Source organism: Ensifer sp. WSM1721, from assembly GCF_000513895.2.
In the GTDB taxonomy this organism is placed as follows: Bacteria; Pseudomonadota; Alphaproteobacteria; order Rhizobiales; family Rhizobiaceae; genus Sinorhizobium.
The window spans coordinates 478536-504141 of the sequence record NZ_CP165784.1 but is presented as its reverse complement, the minus strand read 5'-3'; the positions used below and the strand labels follow the sequence as shown (position 1 = coordinate 504141).

Sequence of the window (25606 nt, the reverse complement as noted above, 5' to 3'; positions counted from 1 at the left end):
CATGCGCACCCTGCTTTTATGCCACACATTCAACTCGCTTTCCCAGCGGCTTCATGTCGATCTCAGGGAGCTTGGCCATGCCGTCAATGTCGAACTCGATATCCACGACGACCTGACACGGCAGGCTGTGGCGCGTTTTCAGCTGGACTTGATCGTCGCGCCGTTCTTGAAACGGGCGATCCCGGCGGATGTCTTGCAAAGGGTGCGAACCCTCGTCGTTCATCCCGGCATTCGCGGCGACAAGGGGCCGAACGCGCTCGATTGGGCGATTCTCGATGGCGAAAGCCGCTGGGGCGTGGCGTGAATTTGCCATGCGGGCCGCGACGAAATCGAGCCTCTACCGGCACGAGGTCACGCACGCGGCGGTCGCCTGCGTCATGGAAGCGCTGGCGCGCATCGAGGCCGGAAAGTCCGAGCCGCTGATCGCCACCAATTTGGGGGAGGGCCGCTTTAGAGGACCGGTTCCGCCGGAAAGGCGGATGCTTGAACCGGAGCGGATGACGGCTGAAGAAGCGCTCGCCATTATCCGCGCCAGCGATGGTGATCCCGGAGCGGGCCTGATGCTTGGAAATACGCTTTACTGGGTTTTCAATGCCAAGTTTGCCGACTCCCCTGCGCCCTCTATCACTTAGATCCGTCCGCGCATATTTTTCGATCAGAAGGAAGGCCGACAGGGGAGCCCCACTACATTCTAAAGATGCCATAATGTGGCGTTTCGAGGGGAGCATTGAGCGAAGCGCTCACGGCGATTGCGAGCGCCGTTCTGGTGTCGACAGGATCAAGAATCCCGTCGTCCCAGATCTCGGACGTTGCGTAGTATGCGCTCGATCGCTCCCTATATTCTTCCAAAATCGACTGCCTGGTGGCCTCGTAATCCTGCGCCGATAAGCGCCTACCGTCGACCGCCAGTTGCTTTGCCTTGACATCCGTAAGCACTCGCGTCGCCTCATCGGCACCCATGGCCGAAATCTGAGCCTGCGGCCAGGTGAACAGAAAACGCGGATCGAAAGCGCGCCCTGCCATAGCGAATGTTCCCGCACCGTGAGAATGGCTACAAATGACCGTGAATTTGGGCACCGCCGCTCCAGACACGGCCATGAGTAGCTTGGCCCCACTTTTGGTGATGCCACGCCGCTCATATTCGCTGCCAACCATGAAGCCGGTGATATTCTGCAAGAACAGCAGCGGCGTCCGATTCACATCGCACAACTGGATGAAATGAGCTCCCTTCAGCGCACTGTCGTCGAACAGCACGCCATTGTTCGCCAGAACACCGATTTGGTATCCATGAAGGCGGGCGTATCCGCACACCAGAGATCGGCCGTAGCGTGGCTTGTATTCATGGAACCTGCTGCCATCGACCAAGCGCGCGAGAATCTCCCGCATATCAAAGTGCACTCGAGGATCTCTTGGAATTATGCCGTATAGCTCCGACGCATCATAGGCGGGCGGCTCGGGAGCGACTCGATCGATCGAGACTTTTTCAGGACGATTGATACGGCCGACTATGTCGCGGGCAATCGCGATCCCGTGCATCTCTGAACCCGCGACATAGTCGGCTGTTCCCGATACACTGGTTTGCATGTCAGCACCGCCGAGCTCGTCGACAGACACGTGCTGGCCAGTCGCAACTTTAACAATCGATGGACCGCCGAGAAATATCGCACCGCTTCCCTGGACGATAACATTGTACTCGCTAAGCGCAGGAACGAGAGCCCCTCCCGCAATGCAATGTCCCATCACGAGGGCCACCTGCGGCACGCCCATCTTCGAGAGAATGGATTGGTTGCGGAAGATTCTGCCCGCATGATGGCGATCCGCGAAGAACTCCGCCTGCAGAGGCAGAAATCCACCGCCACAGTCGCAAAGATGAACGACTGGCAGACGATTTTCGATTGCTATATCCAAGGATCGGACGATCTTCTTGACCGACAGCGGATACCACGCTCCACCCTTTACGCTCGAGTCATCTGCGTGAACTATCACCTCGCGTCCCGCTACAATGCCGATACCGACGACTTGCGCTGCGCTTGGCACATCCCCGTTGTAAGCCTCGTTCGCAGCCAGTGTAGAAAGTTCGAGGAAAGGAGTTTCTGGATCGAGCAATGCCTCGACCCTGTCACGAACAAAGAGCTTGTTTTGTCGCCCCAGGCGCTCGCGGTCACGCTCGGGACGATTGAAACGGACCGCACGCTGGCGCTCCTTTAATTCGTCCGCAAGTCGTCTGTTGTGGAGCTCGTTGAGGCGAAATTCTTGTGAGTTCACGTCGATGAGAGAAGCGAGGCGCTGCATCTCAATGCCCTTCCTCTGTGATCGTAACTAGTACGGCGCCATGCTCGAAGCTCTCGCCTTCGTTGAAGTGAATTCGGTCGACCACACCGTCCTGTGAGGAGCGTATGACGCTTTCCAGCTTCATGCTCTCGATCACCATCAGCGCGGTGCCTGCGGAAATCGCGTCGCCAGGCAAAACCGACGTCTTAACGACGACGCCTGGCATCGGCGCGCGCGCCACGAGAAGACCTCCATTCTCGTTCACGAGAGCATGGGCTGACAATGGGTCTCGGTAGCGCAGAATGCGCGTTCTGCCGCGAATGTGCAGATGAATCGTGCTGCCATCGATGGCGAACCTGACCGGCTCGCTTGCGCCCGCAATGGTAAGAAGGCCGCTGCAGTCGCCTTGCTGGGAGAAGTCGAGCGGTGCGAGTACCTCGTCGCCCAAATGCAGCCGATATCCCTGCTGATAGCGTGAAAGCCACAACTGATAATCTGCACCTTCAAGCTCGAATACGTGATTCACGCGTTTCTCCAGCCGCCCAAGGAGGCGTGAAGCTCAGGTACGGCATCTGCCGAATCTCGGACTGGTCGCGTCAGGAGAGCGGCGGCTGCGAGGAAGGTCGACAAGTCGGACGCGGAGTCGCCAGCGGTCAGCTGCGGATTTTCGTCGAGATATCCAGTATGGATCTGTCCCCTTAGAAATTGCTCGTCCGCAAGGACGCGCGCGAGAAAGCTCGCGTTTGTTTCGCAGCCGAGGAGCACCAACTCCCGCATCGCGCGTTCGACCTTTAGCGCAGCCTCATTGCGCGTCGGCGAATGTCCGATCACCTTTACCAAGAGTGAATCGAAGGCTGTCGTTATCTGCTGGCCTTGCGAGATGCCACTGTCTGTCCGTAGGTCCTTACCGCCAGGATAATCGAGCACCAGTACCTTCCCCGTCGTAGGAGAAAAGCCGCGTTCAGGAGATTCAGCATATACCCTCGCTTCGATTGCGTGTCCTGTCGAGACGATGTCTGGCTGTGAAAATCTAAGCTCATGGCCTCCAGCGACATAGAGCTGCTCGGCAACAATATCGATGCCAGTGATCATTTCGGTGACGGGATGCTCCACCTGCAGGCGCGTATTCATCTCGAGGAAATAGAACTCTCCTCCATGAACAATGAATTCCACAGTGCCTGCATTTCGATAGTTAGCGGCTCGAGCGATGTCGGCGGCAGTTGCGCAGATTCTCTCGCGCAACCCCGGGGAAAGCGTTGACGCGGGCGCCTCCTCTATGACCTTCTGAAATCTGCGCTGCACCGAGCATTCCCGCTCGAACAAATGAACGACTTTTCCGAAGGAGTCGCCGAGCACCTGCACTTCGATATGTCGCGGCTTTTCGATATATCGTTCGATGTAGAGCCGACCATCCCCGAAGTAGCGCTGCGCCTCACTGCGTGCCTGCGCAATAGCGTTTTCCAAGGTATCGAGGTCGCGGACGATCCGCATGCCCTTACCGCCCCCGCCGGCCGATGCTTTTACGAGCAAAGGCCCTCCAATGGATCGCGCTCTCTGGATGAACGATGCCGGGTCATCTTCTTCGATCGCTGACGGCACGACGGGAAATCCGTTACGCTGAACGAAGTAGCGGGCCCGGATCTTATCGCCCATCAATTGGATGATCTCAGGAGTGGGCCCGACGAAGGCGAACCCAGACTCGACCACTGCCCTCGCGAACTCTGCATTCTCTGCAAGGAATCCATAGCCTGGGTGAATCGCCCCGACGTTCGCCTTTCGGCCGGCAGCGATGATTTGTGCGGTATCAAGATAGGCCGCGACTGGCGTGCGACCGCTTACGGCAATCGCCATGTCGGCCATTGAGACGGCCGGCGCTCCCGCGTCGTGATCATGGTAGACAATTGCGGAGCGCAGTTCCAGCTCGCGCAGGGTCTTGATGATGCGTACGGCTATCTCGCCTCTATTGGCAATCAGAACTGTATCGAAGGGCAATTTTCGCATTCGCCTATTTGTCTAAGTTTAGAGCTGAGATGAGCATCCGTTTTTGCGCGCGTTTTGTAGTGCCCTCAATCTCCCGTATCACGGCCTGCAAATCTCCCATGGAGCGAATTAGAAAGTAATCCCGCATTGTCAGAACCTCCTTGTGGTCGATGCTTTGATGGCCGAGGTAGCGTCATCTGGCGGCAGCAGCAAACCGGAGCCGGCCGGTGATCGTTGCGGAGCGGCAGTGGCTCATTAGCGTTCGCAACGAAATCCACTTGGATGCGACACTTTATGTTGGCGTTGGCGTAATGGTCTCCATGATGGGCAGGTGGACGGCAGAGACGGAGCGCGCCTGTTCCGTGGGTGCCATTCCGCATGCGTTTTTTCACGCGACCTGCATGGCTTGAACCTTCTCTCCGGTGGCACCCGAGGCATCGAAAGCGAGGCGAATGCCAGCTCCACTCCTAATTTCAGACCACCATCACCACCTCGAAACATCGAGCTATTTAGTATAATATCAGCGAAGTCCGAGATAGCCGACGTGATGAAAGTCGTTTGTAGACTGATAGCCGAAATCATGTTGCCTTTTACGCCATTGTTTTAGTAGTGTTGTCTGACAAATGCGTCGTTATCCGCCACAGAGGCAGCAAGTGGTTATCTACTAAATCGCGCCTAATCTCCATGATACTCTTCGGTACTTGCGAACCAACTGCGGAAGCTACACTGGAAGACACTATAGCGCCACACTTATTGTGTCGCGTGACACTTTTTGGGGTATCTGCATGCTGATGAAATCACCTTGGGAGCCTTGGATCGCACCCGGCGATGAGCCAGTGTACCAGCGCCTGGCGGCCGCAATCGCGGAGGATCTGGTCAATGGCAAAATCGCTCCCGGATCCCGCCTGCCAGCGCAGAGGGACTTGAGCTACCGACTGGGAGTGGGGTTGGGCACGGTGACAAAGGCCTATGGGCTCTTGGCGCGCCAGGGCCTTGCCTTATCTTTCCACGGACGCGGAATGTTTTCGACGAACAAAATCCTGACGACCAGAAAAATGGTCGATCTGAGTTTAAATGTGCCTCCCAACGTCATTTCGGAAAAACTGCTGAGCGGGACGTTGGCCTCGCTTGCGACGACCATTGACGCCAACTCCTTCGGAGCATGCACCTTTCCAAAGGGAACTCTCGAGCATCGTATGGCGGTTGCGGGATGGCTTCAGCACTATTGCGCCTCGGCTGACGCCGAACGCATGATCTTTTGCAATGGCGGTCAACATGCTCTTTCGACGGTGCTGTCCGCACTGGTCGCGCCGGACATTTGCTTAGCAACTGACGAGTTGCCGTTTCCGGGGCTCGTGAGGATTTCACATTTACTCGGCATTGAGCTGCTCGGAGTTGGGGCCGATAGAGAAGGCCTTCTACCAGGCGCCCTCGAGCGGATCGCATGCGAGGTCGCTTTGAGGAAGAAGCGCCTTGTGTTGTTCACCAACCCAACTGCGCAGAATCCAACCGGCAAGACGATGTCGCGGTCACGGATCAAGGACATTGCCGTTATTTGCCAGCGCCAAGACATATTGGTAATCGAAGACGACGTGTACGCAGCCTTCGCTGCACGTGATCGCATTTGCTTTCTCGATTTAGCGCCTGAACGAACCTATTACATAAACAGCTTCGCGAAGCTGCTCACACCAGGGCTGCGCCTTGGTGTTCTGATTGCCCCGTCTCATCAGCTGGACAATCTGGTGCGCGTGCTCCGTGCACAAGGTGCAACTGACTCTCCGATATCCAGGCTTGTGATACACAAATGGATAGAGGATGGTGTGGCATCACACATCTCGAAAACCACAAGCGCGGAAGCGGCTGTTCGAAACAAGGTAGCAGCTTCGATCTTCGCCTCGGTTAGCGATGCGTGGATCGGCAGCGGGTTCCACATGTTTCTGTCGATGCGCCACTCTGCGGCGGTCGCACTCGCCAACGCAGCCCGCGAACGCGGGATCATGGTCACCGATCCTGCGGTCTCTCTGTCGGACGGACATGATCAAAGCGGCATTCGCCTTTGCTTGGGTGCGCCCACCCGCCTCGAACTTAGCGAAGCGTTAAGGGAGATTGCCGCTCTGCAAGTTCAACTGGGGCAGGGGACGAAGGCGGCGGCAAAAGACCTCGAGGACAACATGAATGCTTAAGGTGGGCTCGAGAAAGGGTGTTTGCATGCTTGACGTCCTTTCACTTCGCTCCCGATTGCCGGGCCGGCCGCAAACTTTTGTGTTCCGAAGCGAAGCTGCCATCGCAATTGAGTGCGCAAACGGTTCACATTGAGGAGTTGGAGACGGCCTGGCCAAGCTGAAGGACTACCCGAACCTCAACCGCCCAGAAGGGTTGTGTGGCCTTGCCCGCGCGGAAAAGTCTCATGTGGCTCAGACAGAAGGGATAGGTGATAATGGATCTCTGCACACTGATTGACCGCAATGCGGCGTTTGCTCCAAACAAGCCCGCAATTCATTTCGAAGGCGACACCCTGAGCTACGCCGCTTTGCGCCGACGCATCGAGCAGGCCGCGCGCGCCCTGAATAAAGAGCTTGGAATCACTAAAGGCGACCGCGTCGCCATCCTCAGCCTGAACCGGCCCGAGTATCTAATTCTTCTCTATGCCTGTGCGCGTCTTGGCGCAATTTTACTGCCTTTGAATTGGCGGCTCGCGCCGGCTGAGCAGCTCTTCATCTTATCCAACGCAGCAGCAAAGGTGCTAGTGGTCGAACAGACGTTCAACGCGCTTCTACCGCATCTGGCACACACACTGCCCGACACCTCGGTCGTCGGTCTGGACTTCACGCCCCCTGGCGGGAGCACATGGGGTAACCTGTTGGCGCAAGGCAGCGGAGATAGCCGCAATCCACAGGCTAACTTGAGCTGCCCGCTTATGGTCGTCTACACTTCTGGCACTACCGGGCGTCCGAAAGGCGCGGTCCTCCGACAAGAAGCATTGCTATGGAACGGGGTGATGAGTCAGCACATGCATTCTCTGACGTCGGCAGATCATGTGCTCTCGGTATTGCCGTTCTTTCACGTGGGCGGGCTCAACATTCAGACCACTCCGGCTCTGCACCATGGTGCGATGGTCACTATCCATTCCCGATTTGCGGCAGGCGCGACTATTGCTGCTATCGAGCACCATCGGCCAACGCTTACGGCATTGGTACCGACGGCCCTCCAAACATTGACCGAACACGCCGGATGGTCGACGGCCGACCTGTCCTCCTTGAAGGCTGTTTCAACCGGCTCGACGATCGTGTCTCAGGCCCTAATCGAACGCGTTGCCGCGCGTGGGGTACCGGTCCTGCAGGTCTATGGCTCCACAGAAACGTGTCCCATCGCCATCTATACGAGGCTTGGGGGTGATATCTCGCGCTATGGCTCCACCGGCCTTCCGGGCCTATGCTGCGAGGCGATGATCATCGATGACGCGGGCGAGGAGTTGCCGGCGGGCGCCCTCGGCGAAATCGCAGTGCGCGGCCCGAATGTTTTCTGTGAATATTGGGGCGATCAACAAGCGACCCGTGAGGCGCTGCGCGGCGGCTGGTATCGCACTGGAGACATCGGGCACTGCGATACCGACGGTCATTATTGGGTCTGCGATCGCAAAAAGAACGTCATCATTTCCGGCGGAGAAAACATCTATCCGGCCGAAGTCGAGCGTGTACTTGTGGAGCATCCTGATGTCGCGGAATGCGCCGTTGTCGGTCGGCCGGATTCACGCTGGGGCGAAGTGCCGGTCGCCTATGTGGTCAGGCGGGCAGAGGCACCGATCGAAGCGGAAGCACTGGCAACGCATGTGCAGTCGCAGGTCGCGCGCTTCAAGGTCCCGCGGGAGTTCATTTTCACGAGAGAATTGCCGCGAACTGCGTTGGGCAAGATTCAGCACTCGATTTTGAAAGAGCTTGAATCGCGGTCAAGCGAGCAAGAAGGCGGCAACTGATGATCGGGGCGTCAAGGGAACTGGCCTTCCTTTCCGGTTTGCCAGTGGACTGCCATTCAACATGTATAAAACCGGGTGCTCACGGATGCCGGTCAGTACGGGTCAGTAGGGTAGTCGATGAGTCGACAGTCGATTTCATTACAGAGCTGATCAGGGCGGCACACGAAACCCCTTTCTGTGCCGGACTGGCAGTCGTTTCGGACAGCTGAGCATCGGGCATGATCACGACGATCAGCGTAAGCATCCGAGCAGCCACGCGGCATCTTTACCCGCGGGTTAGTGCAAATCGTTCTATAGTTATGAGGCGTGGTTCGCCGTGGAGCGCCTGGCGCAGGAGGCGATCAGGTTTTCTTCAGCGCTTCGGTGCTTGCCAGCCGCGCTTCCACCTGGAGCCGTGCCGCGCGTTCGGCCAGTAGCGCCGAATGGGCGCTGGCAAAACCGATTTGGATGCAGGAGCGATCCTACTCTGCGCCTCAGCGGCTACATCGATCACGGTCAAGTACGTCGCGACGCGCTCCCATCCTGGGACGATTTGCAGCAAGTGCGGGTTGGCTGTTTCCGCCAGCATGGTCTATGGAAGAGTCGCATCGTGCGAATACAGCCAAGACGCTCGGCATTGCAGCGGTAAATAGTCCTTCGGTGGATAATGGGATGCATTCAGAAAGCGTTGTTGAGAAGATTCGGTTGGGACGATTTCTCGTCAGGTGGCGCGGCGGCGGGGTCGCAGCCTACATTGTCGCCGCGATAGTCACCTCGTGCGTTCTTGCGTTGAGATTGGCACTGGCCGAACAAATCGGCGATGGCCTTCTTCTCCTCTCGTTCATCCCTGCCATCCTCGCCCTGACGCTGGTCGGCAGCCGGAATGCGATCCTCTTTGCGGCCGGGCTGTCGCTTTTTGCTGCGGTCTTCCTTCAACGAATCAGGAGTGTCGACGGTCCGAGTGTCATGGAACTGGCGGTCTTCGGGTTGGCAGTGCTTCTGATCGCGGCGCTGGGAGAAGTCCTTCAGGCGGTCAAACGCGACGTTGTACGGGCCGAGGACGTCGTCAAGGCTCGCGACGCACATCTGAGGTCGATCTTGGATACGGTTCCGGACGCCACCGTGGTCAGTGCCAGCGATGGTACCATCGTCTCCTTCAACGCCGCGGCCGTCCGGCAGTTCGGATATGCGGAAGCTGAGGTCATCGGCGAGAACCTGCGCATCCTGATGCCGGAACCCTATCGCCACGAACACGACGGGTACATGCAGCGTTACCTAAGAACTGGCGAAAAGCGCATCATCGGTATCGATCGTGTCGTCTCTGGGCAACGGAAGGATGGATCGACGTTTCCGATGAAACTCGCTGTGGGGGAGATGCAGTCAGGCGGTGAGAGGTTCTTCACAGGCTTCATCAGAGACCTCACGGAGCGGGAGGAGTCCGCCGCGAGGCTCGAACAAATCCAGGCCGAACTCGCGCGGCTCGCCCGCCTTAACGAGATGGGCGAAATGGCTTCGACACTCGCGCACGAACTGAACCAGCCGTTGTCGGCGATCGCCAACTACTCGCACGGATGTGTGAGGCTGTTGCGTGACATGGACGATGCCGTCGCAACCCGGATGCGCGAGGCGCTTGAAGAGGTGGCAGGCCAGTCTCTGCGGGCCGGTCAGATCATCAAGCATCTCAGGGAATTCGTCACTAAGGGCGAGACGGAAAAGGCGCCGGACGACATCCGAAAATTGGTGGAGGAGGCCGCGGCGCTGGCGTTGGTCGGTTCCCGCGAGCAGGGGGTGCGGACGGTGTTCGAATATCTGCCCGGCGCCGAAATGGTGATGGTGGACCGGATCCAGGTCCAGCAGGTCCTCATCAACTTGATGCGCAATGCGATCGAGGCGATGCGCCACGTCGACCGCCGAGCGCTGACGATCCGCACGATGCCGGCCGACCCGGGGGAGGTTGCCGTCGTCGTCGAAGACACGGGCGGAGGCATTCCGGAGGAAATCTCCGGCCAGCTCTTCAAGCCATTCGTCACGACCAAAGCCAGCGGAATGGGCATCGGACTGTCCATTTCGAAACGCATCGTCGAGGCGCATGGCGGTGAGATGACCGTATCGGAAAATGCGGCCGGGGGAGCCACCTTCCGGTTCACGCTTCCGGCCTATGTAGATGAACGGATCGATGTCGATGACTGATTATACGGTTCACATTGTTGACGACGAAGAGGCGGTCAGGAAGTCGCTTGCGTTCATGCTGACGATGAATGGCTTCGCGGTCAAAATGCATCAGTCGGCTGAGGCCTTCCTCGTCTTCGCACCGGACGTCAGAAACGGGATCCTCGTGACGGACCTGAGAATGCCGGAAATGTCCGGCGTCGATCTGCTGCGCAACCTCGGCGAGCGCAAGATCAAGATACCTTCGATCGTGATCACCGGTCACGGCGACGTGCCCATGGCGGTGGAGGCCATGAAGGCCGGGGCGGTGGATTTCATCGAAAAGCCTTTCGAGGATTCGGTGATCATCGAGGCGATAGAGAAAGCATCTGAACATCTGGCCCTTCCGGAAGCCTACGCCGAGGAGGTGGTCGACATTCAGGCGCGCCTGCAGACTCTCAGCGAAAGAGAACGCCAGGTGCTCGCGGCCGTCGTCGCCGGCCTTCCAAACAAATCAATCGCCTATGACCTCGATATCAGCCCACGGACGGTTGAGGTGCACCGCGCCAATGTGATGGCTAAAATGAAGGCGAAGAGCCTCGCCCATCTCGTGCGAATGGCTCTCGCCGCAGGCTTCGGTCCTTCCTGATTTATATCGAGTTGATCTCGCGCAATGCGTCGCATCGCCGCAAGCGCTGTAGTGCCGGTTCATGGCTGCCACAAACGCGCCAATGAGCGAGATTTCGAATTGTCAGGCGGAAGAAGCATTATCGTCGTTGCAGCGGACCAGGGGCTCCGACGATCTGTGGCGTTCGCGCTCGAGGTCGAAGGATATTCGACCGAGTCCTACGAGACCGTGCAAAAGGCCGAAGATTCTTCCAAGGGGGCGCTCTGCACGATTGTCGACGATGAGATACTAAGGTCAGAGCCGCAGGCCACCACTCAATTCCTCAAGAAACTCGGAGCCCGGGGCATCCTGCTAGTCGATGGCCTGTCGGCCCTTCAGCCAAATGTCGGCAACGCGATATTGACGAAGCCGTTTACCGGCCCCGACCTGCTAGGCGTGATCAACAGCCTGATCGAAGCGGCTAAGTAATTTCCCTTAGTGATCTAACCGAATTTCTCCCGGCTCTGGGAATTGCCAATCTATCCCCACACCGAACAGGGGATAAAGAGATGTACGCCGCTGCACAACCCAAGGAACACGCCGAAGACGTTACACTGACCCAGATTGCTGGGCCGCATCTTGTCGCCACCTACAGGGCCGATCGTGAGATCTATGCTGAAGGCGATTTGATCGAGAAGTGCTACCAGGTTTCTACTGGAGCGGTGCGTGTCTACCGCCTGCTCTCGGACGGACGGCGACAGGTCGTATCCTTTCATTTCCCGGGGGAGATGTTCGGCTTCGAAGCAGGTCTCAGCCATTGCTTTTTCGCCGAGGCGACCACGGAAACGACACTGGCTGTCTTCGGCCGCAGACAGATGCAAGAGCGTTCGCGGGACCTTCTCGCGCTCGCCCTGACCGGGATGGCGCGAGCCCAGCAGCATCTGCTGGTTATCGGCAGGCAATGTGCGGTGGAGCGGATTGCCGCATTTCTCGTCGACCTTTGCGAGCGTCAAGGCGGCGGCAGACAGTTGCGATTGCCAATGTCGCGGCAAGACATTGCAGACTATCTCGGCCTTACCATCGAAACGGTATCGCGCGTCGTGACAAGGCTGAAGGAGCGCAGCGTGATCGTCCTGCGGGACACACGGACAATCGACATCATGAAGCCTGACGCTCTCCATTCGCTTTGCAACTGAGCCTGCCTGAGAGTCTGCATGCAGACCCTCCTCTGGCTCTCTGTAGATGCCGGCCATACATCGTGCCGGTCACCTATGCGCACTCCGGCAACTGCCTCTACTGCTTTTCCATGCCGGGCCAGAAAATCGACTGGATGCGCAGCAACTCCAACATTTCCCTCCAGGTCGACGAGTTTGCTACCAATCGCCAGTGGAAGAGCGTGGTCGTTACGGGCCGGTACCGCGAGCTACCAGCGGCGCAGGGCCGCCGCAGCGAGTGCATTCACGCCTGGTCCCTCCTCGAAAAGAAAGCTAACTGGTGGGAACCAGGGGGACTTAGACCAGTTCCGCAGGCGATTTCAGCGTCTCCACACATTTTCTTTTGCGTGGACATAGAGGAAATGACCGGCCGTGCAGCCCGAGAGGGCGAGCGTTAGCCGCACCAATCAGCGCTACTGTATGCGACGTACTCCGCGCCCAGATTGCATCATTTCAAATTCCTAGAGCTTCCTGACACGGACCAAATTACGGCCGGCTGCCTGATCCCGCGATCAGGAGCCTGCGGACGTGTTTCCGATGTCGTGGCCACTCACCGCTGCGCATGAGGACGAGCGTCATTGCTATCACGTCTCGGCCTTCGCTGCAGGCTCCCTTGGGCGGCCTCCGAGGAATGCATGGCGAGCGCTCCAACTGTCTTGATCTGAATCAAGGTACCGAAGACCCGGCTCTGGCAATTCTCGGAAGACTTCGGCGGCTTGCATGCAGGCGTGCGCCAGTCAGCGTTTAGAAAAGAGTTGCGACATGAAACACACAGTCGAGATGGTCGTGCTTGCCGTCGGCGCCTTCCTGGCGCTGGTCGGAGCCGGCTTTGCCCAGGACCGCTTGTTCGGCGCGCATATGTGGGTGCTGTTCTTCGTGCTGCTCGGCGGCACGCTGGTGCTGATGCGCCGCGTCGACTTCCGGCCGGTGGCCGCGGGTTGCGGCGCCCCTCGGACCGAATATTTCGACGAGGTCGTGAAATACGGCGTCATCGCGACGGTGTTCTGGGGCGTCGTCGGCTTCCTCGTCGGCGTCGTCGTCGCCTTGCAGCTCGCCTTTCCCGATCTCAATGTCGAACCCTGGTTCAACTTCGGTCGCATACGGCCGCTCCACACCTCGGCGGTGATCTTCGCATTCGGCGGCAATGCCTTGATCGCCACGTCCTTCTATGTGGTTCAGCGCACGAGCCGCGCGCGTCTCTTCGGCGGCGATCTCGGTTGGTTCGTGTTCTGGGGCTACCAGCTTTTCATCGTGCTTGCCGCGACGGGCTATCTGCTCGGGATTACCCAGAGCCGCGAATATGCGGAGCCGGAATGGTACGTCGACCTCTGGCTGACGATCGTATGGGTCGCCTATCTCGTCGCTTTTCTCGGCACGATCCTGAAGCGCAAGGAGCCGCACATCTATGTGGCGAACTGGTTCTATCTCGCCTTCATCATCACCATCGCGATGCTGCACGTGGTCAACAACCTGGCAGTGCCGGTGTCCTTCCTCGGCTCCAAGAGCTATTCGGCTTTCTCTGGGGTGCAGGACGCGTTGACGCAGTGGTGGTACGGCCACAACGCAGTCGGCTTCTTCCTGACGGCCGGCTTCCTGGCGATGATGTACTACTTCATCCCCAAGCAGGTGAATCGCCCCGTCTATTCCTACCGCTTGTCGATCATCCACTTCTGGGCGCTGGTCTTCATGTATATCTGGGCGGGTCCCCACCACCTGCACTACACGGCGCTGCCGGATTGGGCGCAGACGCTCGGCATGGTCTTCTCCGTCATGCTGTGGATGCCCTCCTGGGGCGGGATGATCAACGGCTTGATGACGCTGTCGGGCGCCTGGGACAAGATCCGCACGGACCCGGTCGTCCGCATGATGGTCATGGCCGTCGCCTTTTACGGCATGGCGACCTTCGAAGGACCGATGATGTCGATCAAGACGGTCAATTCGCTCAGCCACTACACCGACTGGACCATCGGCCACGTGCATTCGGGTGCGCTCGGCTGGAACGGCCTGGTCACCTTCGGTGCCATCTATTACCTGGTGCCGAAGCTGTGGAAGCGCGAGCGGCTTTACAGCCTGCGCATGGTAAACTGGCACTTCTGGCTCGCGACCCTCGGCATCGTCGTCTACGCCGCCACGATGTGGGTTGCCGGCATCCAGCAGGGGCTGATGTGGCGCGAGTATGACGACCAGGGCTTCCTCGTCTATTCCTTCGCGGAATCGGTCGCAGCGATGTTCCCTTACTACGTCATGCGTGCCGCGGGCGGCGCCCTGTTCCTCGCCGGTGCACTCATCATGGCCCTCAACGTAACAATGACCATCCTCGGCCGTGTCGATGAAGCAGCGACCCCGGATGCCGCGCCGATGCAGGCGCCCGCGGAATAGGAGGGCAGAATCCATGTCCATTCTCGACAAACACGCGCTACTCGAACGCAACGCCACTTTGCTGCTCGTCGGCTCCCTGCTCGTCGTCTCGATCGGCGGGATCGTAGAAATCGCGCCGCTCTTCTATCTCGAAAACACCATCGAGAAGGTCGAGGGCATGAGGCCCTATTCGCCGCTGGAGCTCGCCGGGCGTGACATCTACATCCGTGAGGGCTGTTACGTCTGCCACAGCCAAATGATCCGCCCGTTCCGCGACGAGGTGGAACGATACGGCCACTACTCGCTGGCGGCGGAGTCAATGTACGACCATCCGTTCCAATGGGGGTCGAAACGCACGGGGCCGGACCTCGCCCGCGTCGGCGACCGCTACTCCAATGAATGGCACGTCCAGCACATCGTCGAGCCGCGCTCGGTCGTGCCGGAATCGGTGATGCCGAGCTATGCCTTCCTCAAGGAAACGCCGCTAGAGGTGAAGAATGTTGCCATGAACCTCAAGGCGAACAGGGCGGTCGGCGTGCCCTATACGGACGAGATGATCGACAACGCGGCAGCGGACCTGAAGGCTCAGGCCGACCCGAATGTCGACGCTTCCGGCGTCGAGTCCCGCTATCCAAAGGCCAAGCTCGGCGACTTCGACGGCGATCCGCAGAAACTGACGGAGATGGACGCGCTCATCGCCTATCTCCAGATGCTCGGCACCCTCGTCGACTTCTCCACCTATGACGACACAACCGGATATCGCTGAGGGGAACGCACATGGAAACCTACACGGCCATGCGCCATTTCGCCGATAGCTGGGGACTCCTAGCCATGACCCTCTTCTTTCTCGGAGTCGTCCTTTTCATTTTCCGGCCGGGCGCCAAGAAGACCGCCGTTCAGGCCTCTGCCATCCCCCTGAAGGAGGACTGATCCATGGCGGACAGGCATAAGCACGTTGACGAGGTCAGCGGCGTAGAAACCACTGGGCACGAATGGGACGGCATCCGGGAACTCAACAGTCCGATGCCGCGTTGGTGGGTCTACACCTTCTATGCGACCATTGTCTGGGCGATCGGATACGCCATCGCCTATCCCTCATGGCCAATGTCGACGGAGGCGACCAAGGGTGTGCTCGGCTATTCGAGCCGCGCCGAGGTCACCGCGGAACTGACCGACGCTAAGGCAGCGCAGGCCGGCAACGTTGATCGCATCGCCTCCGACACGATCGAGGAGATCATGGCGGATCCGCAACTGAGGCAGTTCGCGATGTCGGCCGGCGCGTCCGCCTTCAAAGTGAACTGTGCGCAATGCCACGGCTCAGGCGCGACCGGTGGCAAGGGCTTCCCGAACCTGAATGACGACGATTGGCTCTGGGGCGGCAAGCCCGAGCAGATCTACCAGACGATCGCGCATGGCATCCGCCACGCAGGAGACGGCGAGACCCGCGTTTCGGAAATGCCGGCCTTCGGTGACATGTTGGCGCCCGAAGAGATCCGCGCGACCGCAGCATATGTGGCGAGCCTCACCGGAACACCATCCAGCTCGGCGCTGGTGGAATCTGGCAAGCAGCTCTTCGCCGATAATTGCGCCTCTTGCCATGGCGCGGATGCCGAAGGCAGCCGCGAAATGGGGGCGCCCAACCTCGCCGACGCGATCTGGCTGAAGGGTGAGGGGGAGCAGGCGATTGTCGATCAGATGCGCTCGCCGAAGCATGGCGTCATGCCCGCCTGGCTGCAGCGCATCGGCGATCCGGTGGTGAAAGAGCTTGCGGTCTTCGTCCATTCGCTGGGCGGCGGCGAGTAGAAGCACAGCGACAACTCCGGCGGCCGCGCGAAAGCAGTGCGGCCGCCGATCGACACTAGTGCGATGCGAACTGCTGCCTCGCCGGGACTTCAATCCATTGTGATTCAAACGCCGGCTGTCGCATGGCTCCATCCCGGGCGAAGGCGCAATGCGAATGGCGTGCCTCACAGCCGGTGGCGGCGCTCGTCGCCAGACTTGACGCAGATCAAGGCGCACAACCGCCACATGGCGCAAAACCCGTCTGACAATTGAGTTCTAGTCGGGTCTGTTCAAATGCTTCACCAGCCCGCCCAAGCTGGCTCCGTCGAGCGGCTCGAAGCCGAGCCCGTCAATGCCGCGCGTCACCGCAGGCCCCTTTACGAGAAGCGGCGGAAGATTTTCCCCAAGCGAGCCGAGGGCCGCTTCCGCCGGTTCAAGTGGCTGGTGATGCTGGTGACGCTCGGCATCTACTATCTGACGCCCTGGATCCGCTGGGACCGCGGTGCGCATGCGCCCGACCAGGCCGTTCTGATCGACCTTGCGGCGCGGCGGTTCTACTTCTTCTTTATCGAGATCTGGCCCCAGGAATTCTTTTTCGTCGCCGGGCTCCTCGTCATGGCGGGCTTCGGCCTTTTCCTGGTGACCTCGGCGGTCGGGCGGGCGTGGTGCGGCTACGCCTGTCCGCAAACCGTATGGATCGATCTCTATCTGGTGATCGAGCGCTTCATCGAAGGCGGCCGCAATGCCCGCATACGGCTCGACGCTGGACCATGGACGCTCGACAAGCTTCGCAAGCGTGTTGCCAAGCATGCGATCTGGCTGGTGATCGGCGTTGCGACGGGCGGCGCCTGGATATTCTATTTCGCCGACGCTCCCACGCTCCTCAAGAGCTTCGTCGCTCTTCAAGCGCCGCCGGCCGCCTACATGACGGTGGCGATCCTTACCGCCACAACCTACGTATTCGGCGGTCTCATGCGCGAGCAGGTCTGCACCTATGTGTGCCCCTGGCCGCGCATCCAGGCTGCGATGCTCGATGAAAGCTCACTCGTCGTCACCTATAACGACTGGCGCGGCGAGACGCGTTCACGGCATGCCAAGAAGGCAGCCGCAGCCGGCGAGGTGGTCGGCGACTGCGTCGATTGCAATGCCTGCGGTGCGGTTTGTCCCATGGGGATCGATATCCGTGACGGCCAGCAACTTGAATGCATCACCTGTGCGCTCTGCATCGATGCCTGTGACGGCGTCATGGACAAGCTCGGCCGCGAACGCGGTTTGATCTCCTATGCGACCCTCAGCGACTATGCCGCCAACATGGCTCTTGCCACTGATGGCGGTGCGACTGCGATCGAACCCCGGCGCGTGCGCGGCGCCAACGGCGCCTTCGTTGACGGCATCAGGCATTTCGATTGGCGGATCATCTTCCGCCCGCGTGTCCTTGTCTATTTCGGCGTCTGGGTGCTCGTTGGCCTCGGCCTGCTCTACGCGCTCGTCTCACGCGACAGGCTGGAGCTGAACGTTCTGCATGACCGCAACCCGCAATATGTCGTCGAGTCCGACGGGTCCGTCCGCAACGGCTACATGATCAAGCTGCTCAATATGATCCCCGAGCAGCGGCGCATTACGCTCACTCTCGAAGGGATGCCGTCGGCGCAGATGCGGATTGCAGGCCAGGCGCAGGGCGATGGTCGCAGCTTTCCAGTTGCCGTCGATCCGGACAAGGTCACGTCGCTCAAGGTGTTCGTCACCGTGCCGAAAGCAAAGCTTCTAGAGGCCGAGCAAGGCTTCTCTTTCAGAGTCGAAGACCCTTCCAGTCACGAGCGGGATGTCTACCGCGCGAATTTCAATCAACCCGCAGCAGCAAGGTGAGCCGCTATGATCCGCCAACGCAGTGAACCGCGTCGCTTTACGGGAGGGCATATGGTGGCGGTGATGGCGCTGTTCTTCGGCACCATCATCTCCGTAAACTTTATCATGGCCTGGAATGCCAGCCGAAGCTGGAGCGGCCTCGTCGTCGAGAACGCCTACGTCGCCAGTCAGCAGTTCAATGGCAAGGTGGCCGAGACACGCGCCTTTGCGGCTAGCGGCGTCAAGGGCGAACTTATCGCTGAGAACGGCCTCCGTTACGTGTTGACCCGCAGGGGTGAGCCGGAACGGACGGTCGATCAGGTTGTCGCAGTGCTCAAACGGCCTGTCGAGGCTCATGAGGATGTTCGCGTCGAGCTCACTCGCGACGGTGAGGGCGTGTTCGTTTCGACGCAGGCACTCAAACCGGGGCAGTGGATCGCGGACGTAACGTCCAAGGCGGGCGGAGCGCTCGTCTACCGCCAGGCCATTCGTTTCATCGCAGCGGGAGAGGGCCAATGAGCTGCTGTGCCACGCCCGTCGGCGCCACCCTTATTGCCGAAGCGGCGGGGCAGCGGCTGCCCCCTTCCGAGGAGCTGTGGCTCGCAAGCCGGGCGCTTGGGAACGGTTTGCGCCAGACGGATCTCAGCGTGCCGGGCATTCACTGCGGCGCATGCATCACAACGCTCGAGACGGCATTGCGGGCGAGACCCGAAGTCGAGCGGGCGCGCGTCAATCTCTCCTCCCGACGCGTTTCGATCATTTGGCAGGAGGAAACCGCCGGCAAGCGAAGCGATCCTCGAGAACTCGTGCGCGCCATCGGCGAGCGCGGCTACGAGGTGCATCTTTTCACCCCTGGCGAGGAAGGGGGCGATGCCCTCCTGACGCAGTTGATCCGGGCGGTCGCCGTTTCGGGCTTTGCTGCGGCCAACATCATGCTGCTTTCCGTGTCCGTCTGGTCGGGCGCGGACGCGGCAACACGCGACCTCTTTCATTGGATTTCAGCCATGATCGCGGGGCCGACGCTGATCTATGCGGGCCGCTTTTTCTATCAGTCTGCCTGGAATGCGCTGCGCCACGGACGGACCAACATGGATGTGCCAATCGCCCTTGCGGTCACACTCTCCTATGGCATGTCCCTCTACGAGACGATTGGCCATGGAGAGCATGCCTGGTTCGACGCGTCCGTCACTCTTCTGTTCTTCTTGCTCATCGGTCGCACGCTCGACCATATGATGCGCGGCCGCGCCCGTTCCGCGATCAGCGGCCTCGCGCGGCTGTCGCCGCGTGGCGCGACGATCCTCAACTCCTACGGTTCGCGGGAATACCGCCCCACAAGCGACATCGAGGCTGGCGAGCGCCTGATGATCGCTGCCGGCGAGCGAATACCGGTCGACGGATGCGTGGTTTCGGGCACCAGCGACCTCGACCGCGCGGTCGTCAACGGGGAGAGCGCGCCGGTCGCAATCGGCGCCGGCGATGCCGTCGAGGCCGGCTCGCTCAACCTTACAGGACCTCTGGTGCTTGAGGCGACGGCGAGCGCGCGCAATTCCTTCCTGGCCGAGATCACGGGGCTGATGGAGGCGGCTGAAGGTGGGCGAGCCCGCTATCGCCGAATCGCCGACCGTGCCGCCAGATATTATTCGCCGGTAGTCCATCTGCTTGCCCTTTTGACCTTCATTGGCTGGATGATCATCGAAGGGGATGTCCGCCATGCGATGCTGATTGCCGTTGCCGTCCTTATCATCACATGCCCCTGTGCACTTGGACTTGCGGTGCCTGTCGTGCAGGTGGTCGCCGCCGGACGGCTCTTTCAGGGCGGCGTCATGGTCAAGGACGGCTCTGCCATGGAGCGGCTCGCCGAGATCGATACGGTGCTGCTCGACAAGACCGGAACGCTGACGGTCGGCAGGCCCCGGCTGGTGAACACAGCGGAAATTGCGACCGATGCCCTTGCCATGGCCGCTGCGCTTGCCGTGCACTCAAGACACCCGATCGCAACGGCGATCCAGGATGCCGCAACGCGAGTGTCGCCGCTCGAGGCCGAGATCCGGGAGATTCCCGGCGCAGGGATCGAAGCTGAGACTACAGGCGGTGTGTATCGGCTCGGCAGCCGGAACTTGGCGACTGATGGGCTGGGTTCAGGAAGCGGGCAATCGGAGGCGGTCCTCTCTCTTGATCGGCGGGAGCTTGCATGCTTTCGCTTCGAGGATCGTCTGCGTCCGGCAACCGCGAGCGCGATTGACCAAATCGGCGAAATGGGACTGGCGGTCGGAATCTTGTCCGGCGACCGCCAGCCGGTCGTACAGGCATTCGCCGAGCAATTGGAGATCAAGGACTGGAAGGCCGAACTGTCGCCTCGCGACAAGGTCCAAGTCTGCGCTGACGCCGCTGAGAACGGTCGCAGGATCCTGATGGTAGGCGACGGCATCAATGACGCGCCGGCTTTGCGTGCGGCTCATGTTTCGATGGCGCCGGCGACTGCGGCCGACGTGGGCCGGCAGGCGGCGGATTTCGTGTTTATGCATCAGCCGCTGACCGCCGTCCCCTTCGCGATCGAGACGTCGCGCCGGGCGGGCCGATTGATCCGCCAGAATTTTACGTTGGCAATCGCCTACAACCTGATCGCAGTGCCGATTGCCATCCTCGGCTATGCCACGCCGCTCGTAGCGGCGATCGCGATGTCCACTTCATCGCTGATCGTTGTCGCCAATGCCTTGCGACTAGCCGCTCCCGCATCATCAAACCTGCCTGATCGATCAGAGCTAGCTGCACCTCAGCCTTCAGGAGTGGGAGGATGAACACGCTCGTCTATCTCATTCCGATCGCATTGGTTCTGGGCGGCCTCGGGCTTGTCGCGTTCCTCTGGTCGGTGAAGAGCGGACAATATGAAGACTTGGAAGGTGCTTCCTGGCGTGTCCTCGACGACGGCGACGGCGGGCCGCATACATGACGGCTTTTCCCTGTTTGACCGGCGTCAACAAGCGTTGTCTCCGGACGGCTAAACTGATCTGATCCTTGTTGAGGCTTGTGCACATGAACACGCTGCAATTGACTTCGAGGGCTAGGGCCATCCTCGTCCGCTCCCGTTTCTTCGCGCGGCTGCCGCAGTCCACTGTCGAGGACGTTCTCAAGAGTGCGTCGGTATGTGCATACGAAGAGCGTGACGTCCTGTTCCGGCAGGACGATAATGTCGACGATGTTTTCTTCGTGCTTTCCGGGCTGGTTCGGCTTTGTCGCATTGGAAAGGACGGGCGCGAAGCGGATGTAGCTTTATTCCCGGAAGGTGAGATGTTCGCAGAGACTGCAATGTTTCTTGGGCAACGCGCCACGGCGAGCGCGGTTGCAGCCGAAAGATCGGTTATTGTCAGGCTGAATGGCGGCAAGCTTCAACAGCTCGCCGCGACGGATCACGAAGTTGCGCAGGCGTTGATCGAGCACCTTTGCTACCGCGGCAAGATGACGGAAGATTTGCTCGCAGAAGATCGCTTGCTCACCGCCACGCAACGCGTCGCGAACTTCATTCTCAGTCATTGTCCCAAGGACTCGACTAGTTTCCGCCTGCCGTTTCAGAAGAATGTCCTCGCGGGCAAGCTCGGCCTCGCTCCGGAAGGTCTCTCGCGCGCCTTTTCGACGCTGCGCCAGTCGGGAGTGATGGTAAGAGGTCGATTGATCGAGATCCACGACCGGCACGCGCTCGAACAGTTCTGACGCGGCAGTTGAGGCGGTCAAGCGCGTGGCAGACTTGCATCAAGGCTGGCTACATGTTGGACGGTAAACATGTTTTCGGCTCTACCCTTCAATTCGTCTCCATGGTCGCTCTGTCCTTCTTCTCGTCACTCTCCTGATCCTGCTGACGCCACGGCCGACGAACACCGTCCTGGCCACATGCGGGGCATCGCTCGGTATTCGACGGGCAGCGATAATGCCCTTTGCGGAAACAATGGGTTATATCCTGGCCCAATTAACTTCTTCAATGCTTTCTGTCGGACAGCGGAATGCCCCGTAGGTGACCTCGCGGCGGCGCGACTGGGTGCGGTCCTACGTGCCGGTGACCTTCAGCCAGAACGGCTATGCTGTGTCAGCAATGTCGACAGGCTGCCTGAGGCTCTGCCGGCAATCTATCGCGGCCTGGTAAGATAGGCGGGCCGTGAGACGGAAGGCCCGGCATGCGCGTACATGCCGGGCCCTCTCTATTCTTGGCTTTAAAGCGTAGGTCTTCAGGCGGCCTTGCTGTGCGTCCGCCCCGATTGCTCGATATAGGCATCGAAAGCGGCAGCGGCTGCACGGACGAGGAAGCGTCCTCCCTCGCGAAGCCAAATGACGCCATCGGCGTTTTCGAGGACGCCGTCGTTTTCGAGCATGGCGAGCTTGGCGTTGCCACGCAGCAGCATCTGCGGATCGAAGCCGTGCGCCGCGGTGAGCTCGGGGACATCGACCCCGAAATCGCACATCAGCCGCTCGATGATCGCTGCCCGCAGCCTGTCCTCGGCCGTCATCCGATAGCCTCTCACCGTTGCAAGCCGACCCGACGCTATGCACTGGGAATAGAGGCCGGGCGGCACCTCGTTCTGCACATAGCCGTTCTTCATCCGCCCTATTGCCGAGGCGCCGAGACCCATGAGGATCTCGCAGGCATCCGTGGTGTAGCCTTGGAAGTTGCGATGCAATTGGCCGTTCGCCTGCGCGATCGCCAGGCTGTCGCCTGGGCGAGCGAAATGATCAAGGCCGATGCGGCGGTAGCCGGCTGCAACGAGTGTTGCGGCAATGGCCTCGGCCTGGACGACGCGGTCTTCCGCATTGGCTAGCGCCTTTTCGTCAATCAGCTTCTGATGCTTCTTGAAGGATGGGACATGGGCATAGCCGAAGACGGCGAAGCGCTCGGGACCCATCCGGATCGCCGCCTCAGCGGTCGCGATGCAGGATTCGACCCTCTGGTGCGGCAGGCCGTAGATGAGATCGAAGTTGATGCTGTGAACACCTGCCTTGCGCAGCCGCGTGACCGCCTCCATCGTCTGCTCTTCGCTTTGAATGCGATTGATTGCCTTCTGTACGACCGGATCGAAGCTCTGGACCCCGAGGCTCGCCCGGCGAACACCGGCTTCGCCGAGAGCCGTCGCCATTGCCGGCTCGAGCGTTCGCGGGTCGATCTCCACCGCGATTTCAGCGGCGCTCTCGAACTCGAATCGCTCACGCAGGAGTGCTATCAGCGACCGGAACTCCTCCGGCTGCATGATAGTTGGAGTGCCCCCGCCGAAATGCACGTGATCGATGCTAAGCGGCGCTCGCGTCTTTGCCGAGACTAGACGGACCTCCTCGCGAAGCATGTCGACATAGTCGAGGATTGGCTGGTCGCGCTGGGTGATCGTCGTATGGCAGCCGCAGTACCAGCACATCGATCGACAGAAGGGGATGTGCAGGTAGAGCGACACCGGCTTTCCCGGCGGGGTGGCTGCGAGCCAGTCCCCATAGGTGCAGGCGTCAATGGCGGGCGAAAAGTGGGGCGCGGTCGGATAACTCGTGTAGCGGGGCAGGCGTGCCTCGCCGTATTTCGCGACAAGGGATGGCTGCATGGAAGCGTCCTTCTGGTGCGGGGAACATGATCGATCACCATCCTAGAGGCGCACCGGGCCTTTCTCTTTGAGCAATGTCAAGGAATGGGATAAAGCCGTTTCTCGCAATTGTTTGCTCAGCGTCAAATTGTGATCGTGAGGCCGCCATGGCCGCGTTTTCAGAGAAAAGAGAAGTCACTCCTGTTTCGCTTGCGATACCCTCCGTCCTCCTCTCACAGGATTCTTCGCCCGTGAAACGGGACTTCTTGGTAGCACTCCGATCGGTGCCCCGCTTGATGAGCCGGCGGTCGTGACCGTCGCCCCGCGGGATTTTCGCTATCGCGTCGCCGGGGAATTCGTCAAGAATGGCTATGCCGTCGATGGGCCGGTGGAGACGGTGCGCATGAGAGCGCCGCTAACGATCATGAAATATCAGGTGGCGGCCGCGGATTATGCGCGCTGCGTCGTTGCAGAGGCCTGTCCGCCCGCCGAGCCCGAGCACGTGCCCGCGTTTCCCGAACGCATGCCGGCAACTGGCGTCAGCTACGACGACGCACAAGCCTATGCTGCCTGGCTCAACCGGCAGACGGGGGCAGTCGGGTGTTGCCTACGGACGAGCAGCTCGCCTTTGCCGCCGGGTCCGCTCCCCTGACGATGCGCTCGGTGTGATGACGATATCCGGCCCTACGCTGGCTTGTCGACTATTACTGCGAGACGGAGCGCAAGGCATTGCGCGAGCCGGAGCCGCAGCGGCTGGGACATTTCGGCGAGAGCGAGTCTGGCGTCTCCGACTTCGCAGGCTTGTCTGGGAACGGACGACGATCTGCATCCGACGCGTGACCCTCAACCGCTCGGGAGAGGTGACCAGCGATACCTCATCCTGCGGCATTTACGTTGCCTCCGGTAAGCATCGCCGACAAATTGGGCTTTCGCCTGGTGAACGATACGCGCGCGGTGGTATGCGCCCTTGCTGAAGACTCTGCGCGAAAAGGGCCTCGATGTCTGATGTGTGACGTGGCGGCTTTCTAACGCCGCGGACGCTCTGCTTTTTTCCCTCTTTCTGCCATGACAGTACGATCGCGGCCATGTTGGTTCCGATTTAAGAAATCCTGAAGTAGGAAGATGGAATGAAGATCGACCGGAGCGTCGTGAAGTAGCTTTCACTGTTCGATAGGATGAGCGACACCGATATGGACGGGCTGCTCGCCCGTGCTACGGCAAGGTGCGTGCCGCAGGCGACGCCGTTTTCGAACAGGGCCAGGCGGCCACCAGCTTTTCCTTCTCCTGCATGGGCGGCTGAAGGTGACCCAGGTCACCAAGGACGGCAGCAGATCATCGTACGTGTCGTCCATCCGGGCGACCTTTTCGGCTTTGCTAAGGCGCTGCAGCGTTCAGATTATCCGGGTACCGCGACGGCGGCCACGGAGAGCCTCGCCTGTCCTGGCCGACCGAGCTTTGGCCGCAATTCGTCGAGCAGATCTACTCCTTGCCGTAAGCACGATGCAGACGATCGGTCAGCGGCTCGAAGAGGGGCACACGCGGAGCCGCGAGATGTCGACGCAGGAGGTGGAGCGACGCGTCGCCCATGCGGTGCTGCGTCTTTCGCGCCAGGCTGGCAAGCAGAAAAACGGCGGCATCCGTATCGGCTGCCCGATCTCGCGCCAGGACAGCGCCGCCATGACCGATACGACCCTGCACACCGTTTCGCGTGTCCTGAATACCTGGGGGCTGGTTAAGGGCGGTCGCCAAAAGCTGATCATATGCGACCTACCTGGGCTGTCGCGGCTTGCCGAAGGCGGCCGCGACTGAAGCAATCTTTCCGCGATTGTTTGACAAGCATCAAAGAGCGAGTGCCGTTTCTGTCCTATCTCCTTGTCGCAGGACCGGTCAGGGTCCTGAA

Annotated in this window: 22 protein-coding genes and 2 pseudogenes; 20 read left to right on the top strand and 4 right to left on the bottom strand. The window is 60.0% G+C overall.

Annotated elements, in window-relative coordinates; all coding sequences use genetic code 11:
• The first annotated feature begins 1 nt into the window (after position 1).
• Both M728_RS27930 and M728_RS27925 read left to right on the top strand, forming a co-directional pair.
• Positions 2-304 (top strand): hypothetical protein, encoded by a 303-nt coding sequence (locus M728_RS27930; protein ID WP_026621913.1) that lies wholly within the window; start codon positions 2-4, stop codon positions 302-304.
• Positions 276-632 (top strand): hypothetical protein, encoded by a 357-nt coding sequence (locus tag M728_RS27925; RefSeq protein ID WP_245269739.1) that lies wholly within the window; start codon positions 276-278, stop codon positions 630-632. Before M728_RS27930 ends, M728_RS27925 begins: the two co-directional genes overlap by 29 nt.
• A 52-nt stretch (positions 633-684) precedes the next feature.
• Here M728_RS27925 and M728_RS27920 read toward each other — a convergent pair whose 3' ends face one another.
• The 3 genes from M728_RS27920 to M728_RS27910 are packed head-to-tail and all read right to left on the bottom strand — an operon-like array spanning position 685 to position 4272.
• Positions 685-2292: an acyl-CoA carboxylase subunit beta gene (locus M728_RS27920; RefSeq protein ID WP_026621911.1), complete on the bottom strand. Its 1608-nt coding sequence runs from the start codon at positions 2290-2292 to the stop codon at positions 685-687.
• A 1-nt stretch (position 2293) separates the two neighbouring features.
• Entirely contained in the window at positions 2294-2797 is a 504-nt protein-coding gene (locus tag M728_RS27915) for a biotin/lipoyl-containing protein (RefSeq protein WP_051440963.1), read from the bottom strand.
• The gene (locus M728_RS27910) at positions 2794-4272 is read right to left on the bottom strand and encodes an acetyl/propionyl/methylcrotonyl-CoA carboxylase subunit alpha (protein WP_026621910.1); all 1479 of its coding nucleotides are present in this window, start codon (positions 4270-4272) and stop codon (positions 2794-2796) included. The genes M728_RS27915 and M728_RS27910 overlap by 4 nt, the downstream gene beginning before the upstream one ends.
• A gap of 764 nt (positions 4273-5036) precedes the next feature.
• On the opposite strand from M728_RS27910, the gene M728_RS27905 reads away from it, so the two are divergent.
• From M728_RS27905 to M728_RS27830, 16 genes are all read left to right on the top strand, one after another.
• Positions 5037-6434, top strand: a complete 1398-nt coding sequence (locus tag M728_RS27905; protein WP_156943497.1) for a PLP-dependent aminotransferase family protein — start codon at positions 5037-5039, stop codon at positions 6432-6434.
• 254 nt (positions 6435-6688) lie between these two features.
• Positions 6689-8224 carry a class I adenylate-forming enzyme family protein gene (locus M728_RS27900; RefSeq protein ID WP_026621908.1) on the top strand — a complete coding sequence of 512 codons (1536 nt, stop codon included), beginning with the start codon at positions 6689-6691 and terminating at the stop codon, positions 8222-8224.
• 651 nt (positions 8225-8875) lie between these two features.
• Positions 8876-10393, top strand: a complete 1518-nt coding sequence (gene fixL, locus M728_RS27895) for a PAS domain S-box protein (RefSeq protein ID WP_026621907.1) — start codon at positions 8876-8878, stop codon at positions 10391-10393.
• Positions 10386-11000, top strand: a complete 615-nt coding sequence (gene fixJ / locus M728_RS27890) for a response regulator FixJ (RefSeq protein ID WP_026621906.1) — start codon at positions 10386-10388, stop codon at positions 10998-11000. The genes fixL and fixJ overlap by 8 nt, the downstream gene beginning before the upstream one ends.
• A gap of 24 nt (positions 11001-11024) precedes the next feature.
• Entirely contained in the window at positions 11025-11447 is a 423-nt protein-coding gene (locus M728_RS27885; RefSeq protein ID WP_034884041.1) for a hypothetical protein, read from the top strand.
• 80 nt (positions 11448-11527) lie between these two features.
• Positions 11528-12154, top strand: a complete 627-nt coding sequence (locus M728_RS27880; RefSeq protein ID WP_026621904.1) for a helix-turn-helix domain-containing protein — start codon at positions 11528-11530, stop codon at positions 12152-12154.
• A complete protein-coding gene (locus M728_RS27875; protein WP_026621903.1) occupies positions 12145-12570 on the top strand; it encodes a pyridoxamine 5'-phosphate oxidase family protein in 426 nt (141 codons plus the stop codon). The genes M728_RS27880 and M728_RS27875 overlap by 10 nt, the downstream gene beginning before the upstream one ends.
• Before the next feature lie 364 nt (positions 12571-12934).
• Positions 12935-14551, top strand: a complete 1617-nt coding sequence (ccoN, locus tag M728_RS27870) for a cytochrome-c oxidase, cbb3-type subunit I (protein WP_026621902.1) — start codon at positions 12935-12937, stop codon at positions 14549-14551.
• 13 nt (positions 14552-14564) lie between these two features.
• Entirely contained in the window at positions 14565-15296 is a 732-nt protein-coding gene (gene ccoO / locus M728_RS27865) for a cytochrome-c oxidase, cbb3-type subunit II (RefSeq protein WP_026621901.1), read from the top strand.
• Between the two features lie 11 nt (positions 15297-15307).
• Positions 15308-15460: a CcoQ/FixQ family Cbb3-type cytochrome c oxidase assembly chaperone gene (locus M728_RS27860; protein WP_026621900.1), complete on the top strand. Its 153-nt coding sequence runs from the start codon at positions 15308-15310 to the stop codon at positions 15458-15460.
• A 3-nt stretch (positions 15461-15463) separates the two neighbouring features.
• On the top strand, positions 15464-16333 hold the full coding sequence (gene ccoP, locus M728_RS27855; protein ID WP_026621899.1) for a cytochrome-c oxidase, cbb3-type subunit III: 870 nt from the start codon (positions 15464-15466) through the stop codon (positions 16331-16333).
• A gap of 273 nt (positions 16334-16606) precedes the next feature.
• Positions 16607-18178: a cytochrome c oxidase accessory protein CcoG gene (ccoG, locus tag M728_RS27850; protein WP_026621898.1), complete on the top strand. Its 1572-nt coding sequence runs from the start codon at positions 16607-16609 to the stop codon at positions 18176-18178.
• 6 nt (positions 18179-18184) lie between these two features.
• Positions 18185-18676 (top strand): FixH family protein, encoded by a 492-nt coding sequence (locus tag M728_RS27845; protein WP_026621897.1) that lies wholly within the window; start codon positions 18185-18187, stop codon positions 18674-18676.
• The gene (locus M728_RS27840; RefSeq protein WP_026621896.1) at positions 18673-20955 is read left to right on the top strand and encodes a cation-translocating P-type ATPase; all 2283 of its coding nucleotides are present in this window, start codon (positions 18673-18675) and stop codon (positions 20953-20955) included. The genes M728_RS27845 and M728_RS27840 overlap by 4 nt, the downstream gene beginning before the upstream one ends.
• Positions 20952-21107, top strand: coding sequence for a cbb3-type cytochrome oxidase assembly protein CcoS (gene ccoS / locus M728_RS27835; RefSeq protein WP_026621895.1), 156 nt, complete (start codon positions 20952-20954; stop codon positions 21105-21107). The genes M728_RS27840 and ccoS overlap by 4 nt, the downstream gene beginning before the upstream one ends.
• Positions 21108-21190: 83 nt before the next feature.
• On the top strand, positions 21191-21865 hold the full coding sequence (locus M728_RS27830; RefSeq protein WP_026621894.1) for a Crp/Fnr family transcriptional regulator: 675 nt from the start codon (positions 21191-21193) through the stop codon (positions 21863-21865).
• Between the two features lie 509 nt (positions 21866-22374).
• Here the strand turns inward: M728_RS27830 and hemN are convergent.
• Positions 22375-23727 carry an oxygen-independent coproporphyrinogen III oxidase gene (gene hemN, locus M728_RS27825; RefSeq protein WP_026621893.1) on the bottom strand — a complete coding sequence of 451 codons (1353 nt, stop codon included), beginning with the start codon at positions 23725-23727 and terminating at the stop codon, positions 22375-22377.
• Between the two features lie 146 nt (positions 23728-23873).
• On the opposite strand from hemN, the pseudogene M728_RS27820 reads away from it, so the two are divergent.
• Both M728_RS27820 and M728_RS27815 read left to right on the top strand, forming a co-directional pair.
• Positions 23874-24712, top strand: a pseudogene (locus tag M728_RS27820) (SUMF1/EgtB/PvdO family nonheme iron enzyme).
• Between the two features lie 169 nt (positions 24713-24881).
• Positions 24882-25515: pseudogene (locus M728_RS27815) on the top strand (Crp/Fnr family transcriptional regulator).
• The last annotated feature ends 91 nt before the right edge of the window (positions 25516-25606 follow it).